The organism is Sphingobium sp. FW305-3-2-15-F-TSA7 (assembly GCF_058787155.1).
Window position 1 is genome coordinate 113,970 of record NZ_JBYSZM010000021.1, and the last position, 7,337, is coordinate 121,306.

The 7,337-nt window shown below is 63.8% G+C and carries 7 protein-coding genes; 3 read left to right on the forward strand and 4 right to left on the reverse strand.

The window, feature by feature from the left end; translation table 11 throughout:
* Nucleotides 1-81 precede the first annotated feature (81 nt).
* Genes AC3WN8_RS17350 through AC3WN8_RS17360 form a run of 3 tightly spaced genes read right to left on the reverse strand, consistent with a single transcriptional unit; the run spans nucleotide 82 to nucleotide 4,165 of the window.
* The gene (locus AC3WN8_RS17350) at nucleotides 82-2,250 is read right to left on the reverse strand and encodes an RNA degradosome polyphosphate kinase (RefSeq protein WP_492670716.1); all 2,169 of its coding nucleotides are present in this window, start codon (nucleotides 2,248-2,250) and stop codon (nucleotides 82-84) included.
* A gap of 9 nt (nucleotides 2,251-2,259) precedes the next feature.
* Nucleotides 2,260-2,880: a P-loop NTPase family protein gene (locus AC3WN8_RS17355; protein WP_492670717.1), complete on the reverse strand. Its 621-nt coding sequence runs from the start codon at nucleotides 2,878-2,880 to the stop codon at nucleotides 2,260-2,262.
* A 10-nt stretch (nucleotides 2,881-2,890) separates the two neighbouring features.
* Nucleotides 2,891-4,165, reverse strand: coding sequence for a heavy-metal-associated domain-containing protein (locus AC3WN8_RS17360; protein ID WP_492670718.1), 1,275 nt, complete (start codon nucleotides 4,163-4,165; stop codon nucleotides 2,891-2,893).
* A gap of 113 nt (nucleotides 4,166-4,278) precedes the next feature.
* Between AC3WN8_RS17360 and purM the strand changes: the two genes are divergently transcribed.
* From purM to AC3WN8_RS17375, 3 genes are all read left to right on the forward strand, one after another.
* Complete coding sequence (gene purM, locus AC3WN8_RS17365) at nucleotides 4,279-5,373, forward strand: phosphoribosylformylglycinamidine cyclo-ligase (RefSeq protein WP_492670719.1); 1,095 nt, start codon at nucleotides 4,279-4,281, stop codon at nucleotides 5,371-5,373.
* Nucleotides 5,366-6,328 carry a phosphoribosylglycinamide formyltransferase gene (purN, locus tag AC3WN8_RS17370; RefSeq protein ID WP_492670720.1) on the forward strand — a complete coding sequence of 321 codons (963 nt, stop codon included), beginning with the start codon at nucleotides 5,366-5,368 and terminating at the stop codon, nucleotides 6,326-6,328. Before purM ends, purN begins: the two co-directional genes overlap by 8 nt.
* Before the next feature lie 75 nt (nucleotides 6,329-6,403).
* Entirely contained in the window at nucleotides 6,404-6,685 is a 282-nt protein-coding gene (locus AC3WN8_RS17375) for a hypothetical protein (protein WP_492670721.1), read from the forward strand.
* Between the two features lie 73 nt (nucleotides 6,686-6,758).
* Here AC3WN8_RS17375 and AC3WN8_RS17380 read toward each other — a convergent pair whose 3' ends face one another.
* On the reverse strand, nucleotides 6,759-7,106 hold the full coding sequence (locus tag AC3WN8_RS17380) for a hypothetical protein (protein ID WP_492670722.1): 348 nt from the start codon (nucleotides 7,104-7,106) through the stop codon (nucleotides 6,759-6,761).
* Between the last annotated feature and the right edge of the window lie 231 nt (nucleotides 7,107-7,337).

A 7,337-nucleotide genomic window follows, 5' to 3' on the forward strand; every position in this document is an offset into this window, starting at 1 on the left:
TCACCCGGACGAAAGCCGGGGCCCATCGGCATTGCATAGGCGTCCGTTTCCAGCGGAGCGACAGAAAAAAGGGCCGCGCGACTAACGTCTGCGCCTCAGGCTCAGCTTGGGAACCGCATCGCTGTTGCGAAGCGACGCGCCACGGCCGGAAAGCGACGGATTCGTCATGAAATAGCGATGGAGGTTGAACGGCCGCTCGTCCGTTTCGATCCGGTCGTAATCGCCGTCGGCGTTCAATTCCCAGCTCTGTTCGTTGTCGAGCAGATTGGCGAGCATCACCTGGTCGAGGATCTGATCATGGACGGTGCGATTCTCGATCGGGAGCATATATTCGACGCGCCGGTCGAAATTGCGCGGCATCCAGTCCGCCGAGGAAATATAGAGTTTCGCACCGTCATTGGGCAGCGCCTTGCCATTGCCGAACGCCCAGATGCGGCTGTGCTCGAGAAAGCGGCCGATGACAGATTTCACGCGGATATTCTCGGACATGCCGGGCACGCCGGGCCGCAGGCAGCAGATGCCGCGCACGATCAGGTCGATCTCCACCCCCGCATTGCTGGCTTCGTAAAGCTTCTCGATGATGTCGGGATCGACCAGCGAGTTCATCTTTGCCCAGAGCGCGCCGGGCCGACCGGCGCGGGCATGTTCGATCTCCGCATCGATCAGCCCGCAGAGCGTGGATCGGAGATTCTTGGGCGACATCGTCACCACTTCGAGCCCCGGCGGATCGACATAACCGGTGATGTAATTGAAGATCTGCGCCGCATCGCGGCCCACCCGCGGATCGGCGGTGAAAAAGCTGAGATCGGTGTAGATACGCGCGGTGACCGGATGATAATTGCCGGTGCCGAAATGGCAGTAGGTGCGATAGGTACCGGCCTCGCGCCGGACGACCATCGAGATCTTGGCGTGGGTTTTCCAGTCGATGAAGCCGTAGACCACCTGAACGCCGGCGCGCTCGAGCTGCGCGGCCCAGAGCAGATTCTGCTCCTCGTCGAAACGCGCCTTGAGCTCGACCACCGCGGTCACCGACTTGCCCGCCTCCGCGGCGTCGATCAGGGCGCGGATCACCGCCGACTGCTTGCCCGCGCGATAGAGCGTCTGCTTGATCGCGACGACGTCGGGATCGTCGGCCGCCTGTTTGAGGAAAGCGAGCACGACATCGAACGTCTCATAGGGGTGATGGATGACGATGTCCTTGTCGCGGATCGCAGCAAAACAGTCGCCGCCATGCTCGCGGATGCGCTCGGGAAAGCGTGGCGCATAGGCCGTGAATTTCAGGTCCGGCCGATCCTCGTCGACAAGCTTCTCCAGCTCGCCGATGCCGAGGAATCCGGCGGTCTCGGTGATCAGCGCATCTTCCCCGCCCAGTTCCTGCTTCACCAGCTTCTCGACGTCGGGCGCCATGCCGCTTTCCAGCTTGAGGCGGATCACCCTGCCCCGCCGCCGGCGCTTGATGGCGCTGCGGAAATAGCGGACGAGATCCTCCGCTTCCTCCTCGATCTCGATATCGCTGTCGCGGATGATGCGGAACGCGCCCGATCCGACGACGTCATAGCCGGGAAAGAGCTGTCCCACCGAGTGGCGGATGACCGTTTCGAGCGCGACATAGCAGGCCGTGTCCCCGCCGGGGATACGCACGAACCTTGGAACCGACGCAGGCAGCATCAGCAATTCGCGGATCGACTCGCCATCCGACCGGCGCTTCAGATCGAAGACGACGCTCAGCCCCTTGTTCGGAATGAAGGGGAATGGATGCGCGGGATCGAGCGCCTGCGGCGTCAGGATCGGGAAAACCTGTTCGCGGAAATGCGCCGCGAGCCATTCGGACGTCGCGCCGTCGATATCGTCGACACCAAGCACGCGGATACCGACCTGGCGCAGCTCGCCCCGAATCTCGCGCCAGATCGCCTGTTGTTCGGCCATCAGCCGGTCGGCCTGGCGCGCAATCTCCGCAAGCTGCTGGACGATGGTCATGCCGTCGGCCGAGCGCTGCTCGACATCCTGGAGTTGCTGCCCCTTGAGGCCCGCGACGCGCACCATGAAGAATTCGTCGAGATTGTTGCCCGATATCGAAAGGAAGCGCAGTCGTTCGAGCAAGGGGTGCGCGCGGTTGGTCGCTTCCTCCAGCACACGGCGGTTGAAGGCGAGCCAGCTCAGCTCCCGGTTGAAATAGCGGGCGCCGGGTGCGACCGGAACGTCGGGTTCGTCGTCATTGCCGAACGGGATGCGGACTGGATTGCTGCTCATCCGATCAGCCTAACCGTTGGAATGTGACTCGTCGATGACACCCATCTCACCAAGCACCTGACGCGCGAGATTGATATTGATCCGACTGCGCCGTGCCAGCGCGGCCTGATCGACCATATCGACGAAGCGCAACACCGCGATGAAGCTGCGTTCGATCCGCGCGACCACGAAGGCACGGAACTCGGCGGTGGTGAGAATGCCGCGCGCGCCGAGCTGCCGCTCGATCAGCATGTCGATCAGCCTGTCGTCGGGATCGTCCAGGCGGATGATCGGCGTCGCGGCCAGCCGCGAGCGAAGATCGGCGAGTCGCGGCTTCCAGTCGCCGGGGGTACGATCGGTGACGATCAGCAGCGGACGCCGGATCTCCTGCGCGGCGTTCCAGGCATGGAAGATCCGTTCCTCGGGCTGTTCCTCGGCATTGTCGATCAAAACGCCCTTGGATTTCAGCGCAAAGATGCGGCCGAGCAGGCTGCGACCGGATTTGCGAGGGCCGGTGAGCACCGTTGCCCAGACCGGCCAGGTCCCGACATGTTCGAGATGGCGGACGGCATCGGCATTGGAGGCACTGACGAGGAAATCGGCATCGGTCTCGTCCGCCGGCCAATCGAGCGGCAGAGCGATCTGGCTCACGCGATCGGCTTCATTGACGGACGGCGGTTTGATTGTCGGGCGACGGCGGCGGCGGCGGCGTCGCCGCAGCGCGACGGATGCGCAGCACCCCGCCGCCTTCCTCGACTCGCCAGCCACGCGCGGCAAGCGCGGTCCTGAACGCCGCGATGTCGCCGGCATAGACGACACGCATCACCGAGATGCCGCCCAGCGCCAGGCTGGTCGTCGACGCACTCGACACGCCGGGAAGCGCGCGGAGAGCGCCTTCGGTGCGGGTGACCGATCCGACATCAGGGGTTTCGAACTGGACGGTGACGCTGAGCGCACCGGTCGGGATCGACAGGTCGGTCGCATTGCCCGCCGCAGTCTCGGTCGGCAGCGCTTCCTCGAGCGCCTCGACATCGACCGGTTCCTCGATGATCAGCGTCGGATCGGGACGCAGCATGCCGATCGCCTGCGCGCGCGAATAGGATTCGTCGAGGCGGCGGACGCCTTCGTCGAGCATCTTTTCGAGCGCACCGGAATTCTCGGCGCGCAGCGTGAATTGATCGAGGATCCGGCTGTCCGGACCGAACGCCGCGGTGAAGCGACCGATCACCGGGCCGCCCGGCCATTGCCGTTCGAGCTTCACCGTCGGGATCAGAACGTCGGCAGCGCCATATTGATCGAGCAGCAGCCGCCACCATGTCCGATTGCGGCGGCCGGCCTGCGCAGCATTGAGCAGCAACGGATCGGCGCCGGTGCCGGTGGCACGGACATAGTCGATCGGCCCCGATCCGGTGCGGAAACGCGCCCAGGCCTTTTGCCATTCGGTGCGATGCTCGAAGCTTTCGGGCCGTCCGCCCGACCATTGGACGGGAATGACGAGCATCGGCAGCGATCGGGCAACGCCGCCGCTGACACCCAGGACCTGCCCAGCGCGCGCGCGATCGAACAGCACGCCCAACCGTGCGATATACCGATTGGCGCTGATCTGCTCATCCTCGACGACAATGCTGCTGACCATCGAATCGAGCGTGCCGTCGGGCAGCGCCGGCGCGCCGGTGCCGGGGTGATATTTGGCCCAGAGTGCATGCCAGGCCTTGCGCTGCGCCAGTCGCCAGCCGCCCAGCCGCGCGTCGTCCGCGGTCTTGGCATAGACGTCCACCGTCACGCCCGGCACTTCGAGACTACCGCTGGTATCGATCGGAATCACGCCGCGATCGCCGCTCTCGATCTGGGCAAACACGGCGGCACCGAGCCCGGCGAGCATGAGGAGCGCGAGGAGCAGCGGCAGCGGCTGATAAATGCGATTGGCGAGCGTCACGGCGCTCTTTTGGCGAGTTGGGCGTGGAAATCCAAGTCCGATGGGACGAGTTTCGCATTTTCTTGCGTAAAACCGGTTCCCACTTGTCGTCGAAAATGCTGTAGGCGCGGCGCATGACATCCGATGACTCCTATACCTACGCCAAAGCTGGCGTCTCGATCGCCGCCGGCAATGCCCTCGTAAAGGCGATCGGCCCGCTCGCCCGTTCCACGCGCCGCCCCGGCGCGGACGCCGATATCGGCGGGTTTGGCGGCTTTTTCGATCCGAAGGCAGCGGGCTATCGCGACCCGCTGCTGGTGGCCGCGAATGACGGCGTCGGCACGAAGCTGAAGCTCGCGATCGACAGCGGCCGCCATGACGGCGTCGGCATCGATCTGGTCGCGATGTGCGCCAACGACCTGATCGTCCAGGGAGCCGAGCCGCTTTTCTTCCTCGATTATTATGCATGCGGCCGACTCGAGAGCGGCGTTGCCGAACGCGTGATCGCCTCGATCGCCGAGGGCTGCCGCCAGGCCGGCTGCGCGCTGATCGGCGGAGAGACCGCCGAAATGCCGGGCATGTACGCCGATGGCGACTATGATCTGGCGGGGTTCTGCGTCGGCGCGGTCGAGCGCGGCGAGGCGCTGACGGGAGACCGGGTCAAGGCCGGTCAGGTCCTGCTGGGGCTCGCATCGTCGGGCGTGCATTCCAACGGTTTCTCGCTGGTGCGGCGACTCGCGGCGGACAAGGGCTGGAAGCTCGATCGCCCCGCCCTGTTCGATCAGGACCAATTGCTGATCGATGCATTGATGGCGCCGACGCGAATCTATGTCCGGTCGCTGTTGCCGCAGATTCGCGCCGGCCGGATCGCCGCACTGGCGCATATCACGGGTGGCGGCCTGCTCGAGAATATCCCCCGTGTGCTGCCCGAGGGGCTCCATGCCCATATCGATGCCGGTGCCTGGGCGCAGCCGCGACTGATGGCGTTCCTGCAGGCGCAGGGCAATATCGAGCCCGAAGAGATGGCGCGCACCTTCAATTGCGGGGTCGGCATGGTGCTGGCGGTCGACGAGGCGCATATCCCCGCCCTGACCGCCGCGCTCGAAGAGGCCGGCGAAGCGGTGTTCCGGATCGGCCGGATCGAAGCCGGCGAGAAGGGCTGCACTGTTTCGGGTGCCGCCGAGACATGGAGCGCGCGGACCGACTGGAGCGCGACCCATCATGGCTAAGGCCCGGATCGGCGTCCTGATCTCGGGACGCGGATCGAATATGGCGGCGCTCGTCTATGCCGCGAAACATGCCGATTGCCCGTTCGAGATCGTGCTGGTCGCGGCGAACGACCCCGAAGCGGCGGGCCTCAAGCTTGCCCAAGCGGAAGGGATTGCGACCTGGGGCGCGAGCCACAAGGGCATGAAGCGCGCCGAATTCGACGCGCTGGTCGACGCCGAGCTCCGTGCCGCGCGCGTCGAATATGTGGCGCTTGCCGGCTATATGCGGCTGCTCTCCCCAGAATTCGTCACGCGCTGGGCCGGGCGGATGCTCAACATCCATCCCTCGCTGCTGCCCAAATATAAGGGCCTCGACACGCATGAGCGCGCGATGGCGGCCGGCGACCGTGTGACCGGCTGTTCGGTGCATGTGGTGACCGCCGAACTCGACGACGGTCCCGTGCTCGGCCAGACCGAAGTCGCGATCGTAGATGGCGACACCGCCGACACGCTGGCGGCGCGCGTGCTGATCGCCGAGCATCAGCTCTATTCGCGCGTGCTGGCCGACTTCGTCAGCCGGGAGACGACCCCCGAATGGATCGTCGCCAAGGTGGGCGAACTGGCGCTTGCCCTGCCCGAAACCGACGCGCGGACGTCACATGGTTCGCCGGGCTGGCGCGTGGGCGGCGAGAAATCGGGCAAATTCTTCGCCTATGTCTCGATCCACCATCATGGCGAGGATGCCATCGCGCTGCTGGTCAAGACCAGCGGCCAGGACGAGATGGCCGCGCTGATCGAGGCCGAGCCCGATCTCTATTACCGCCCGGCCTATTATGGCGCGGCGGGCTGGATCGCGATCCGGCTCGATACCGGCAATACCGACTGGGATCATATCGCCGACTGGCTGGGCAAGAGCTGGCGCGTGGTTGCGCCCAAGCGGCTGACCCGGTTCATGGATGTTGCCGCCGAGTTTTAGGCCGTAGACTCATAAAAGCGGCCTGGCCGCTTCCGCCCCAATTGCGGACATTCGCCTACCAGCTATGATGCCGGGATGGCCAGTGATGATCCATTTAGTTTCTTCGAGATCGTGTGCGTCACGACGACGGACAAATTTCCCGAACTGGTTGGTCGTTGTGGCTACGTAGCCGGGAAAAGCTGGCGTTATGAAGAGCCCACCCCTCATGGCCCGGTAGATGCCTACGCGGTCATGCTATTCGATGAGGAACGAGTTTACTCGTTCGAACCGATCGAATTGAAATCGTTAGGTTATCTGCTCGCTACCCAGAAAGATAAATCGGGCTACGTGCGCCCAGTTGAAGTTGGGCCAGTCTGATTGCGATGTCCGCTTTCCACCCATTCTGCGCCGTCCAGCGGTGACGAAGCCGCTCCAGGAGCGGTCAGGCCGCTCACGCCCCAGTTACGGAGATCGATCCATATTCCAATGCATTCTCCACAGCCTCGCCCCCAAACCGCTTTGCGGCTTCGGAGGCAGAAATCTCTTTCTCGGAATGTAGCCGCTGAGATCGCAGCCATCCGTCACCAAGGTATAGCCGTCGTTTCACTTGCGACAGGACAGCCTCGGAAAACTGCGGGTCGATCGGTTCATCGAGAATCTGTCGATTCTGCGCGTTGACGATTGTGGCAAAATTTTCTGCGTAACTGGCGTAGCGCTGCCAATTTGGTTGCTCGGCTGCCAACTTCGACACCAATTCTCGTTGCTCTCTTGCAATCGACATAAGTTGCCAAAACTTCATATCGTATCTCTCGAACATGCACGGGAACTCGTGTTCGGTACGTTTTTATCGATCTTTGCGTTGGCGTCCATCGCCGCTTTCCACCCAATCGCGGCCACTCTGCACACGGTTGCCCGGTCCCGACTCCTGACGGTCCGCTAACGCCCCATTTGCCGACATGACAGTCCTCTGCCATCATGATCGATGAGCCAGAGGGTAGAGCGTGACCGACCAAAAGTTGAGCCGAGCTAT